This is a genomic window from Eggerthia catenaformis OT 569 = DSM 20559 (assembly GCF_000340375.1).
Classification (GTDB): Bacteria; Bacillota_I; Bacilli_A; order Erysipelotrichales; family Coprobacillaceae; genus Eggerthia; species Eggerthia catenaformis.
Genome location: NZ_KB446652.1, coordinates 1,796 through 3,017, shown reverse-complemented (window position 1 = coordinate 3,017; position 1,222 = coordinate 1,796). Strand labels below are relative to the sequence as shown.

Sequence of the window (1,222 nt, the reverse complement as noted above, 5' to 3'; positions counted from 1 at the left end):
TCCTCATTTTCTTCTTTCTTTTCAATTTTGTTGTAGGACTTCACTACAAAGTTTTTGTAAGTCTTTCCCTCTTTTTCACGCTTCTTAAAGTAACCAAAGATATGAATTAAATCGCCTTTTTCAAAGTCCTTTGCTTTCTCAGCTTTTTCTCCATAGGCTGCACAGTTGATGTACTCCTTGCCTTTACCGTACTTTTTTACAAGCGTGAAGTTTGCAACTTCTACCGTTTCTCCGTCTTTTTCAAAGTTTGAGAAAGTAGGTTCCGCCACTAAGTTGGCGTTGATGTTAATCATTTCTTGTTTCATCTTTTTAAATTTCTCCTTTTCATTTCAATAAAAAAAGCGACCGGAAGTATTACTTTTCCAATCGCTGATACTCTTTCTATTTAGTTTTTTCTTAGTGGGACTTCTGATCCTTATCATCTTGCCTCCTGATTTTGAATAAAAAAAACAGCAAATCTTTTTAAGACTTACTGCATTCTTGTAATAACCGTTTCTCTATTTAATTTTGCTTTTCCTTTTCGCTTCATGTAACTTTCTATATCAAACAAATTCTTCTTATCATAATCTTCAAGTAGCTTATAATTCTTGTGCTTTGTAATATCGAATTTATCTGAAAGAAAAGGTCTGACACCTCTAAGCTGAAAGATACATTTGCTACCGTCCATTACAGTAATCTCATCTTGGCTCATAAGCTCCTTACCTGTCTTTTGGTAATTAAGTCCAAAGCTCTTTTGATTACTCCTTGTTTCCGATGTGTTATATAAATCTATCGTTTCTTTTCCCAGTGTTTCAGACAATTCTTTTAGTGTAGTTTTCTCCTTGCCACCAAGAAACAAGGTACTATCACAGTTACCTACGATTGTATCGGCATTATCCTTATAGATTGCCTTTAACTGAGATTGTGCTTGAAGTATGATACTTGCTGATATTTCTCTGGAACGGATTGTTGCTATAAGTTTCTCAAACTTTGGAATTAAGCCGATGTTTGCAAATTCATCAAGCAAGCATCTCACATGGACAGGTAATCGTCCGCCATATACATCATCTGCCTTATCACATAAGAGATTAAAAAGTTGTGAGTACATAATGGATACTACAAAGTTAAAGGTATCATCAGTATCAGAGATAATAACAAAGAGTGCCGTTTTTCTATCTCCGAGTGTATCAAGCTCAAGTTCATCTTCACTCATCAAGTCCCTAAGTTCCCTAATATCAAATGG

The 1,222-nt window shown here is 34.8% G+C and carries 1 protein-coding gene and 1 pseudogene; both read right to left on the bottom strand.

The annotated features are described in order from the left end of the window. Positions 1 to 305 (bottom strand): annotated as a pseudogene (locus tag HMPREF9943_RS09505) (hypothetical protein); the annotation flags it as partial. Positions 306 to 469: 164 nt separating this feature from the next. Continuing rightward, on the bottom strand, positions 470 to 1,222 hold a 753-nt coding region (locus HMPREF9943_RS09495; protein ID WP_004804428.1), incomplete at its 5' end, for a VirD4-like conjugal transfer protein, CD1115 family.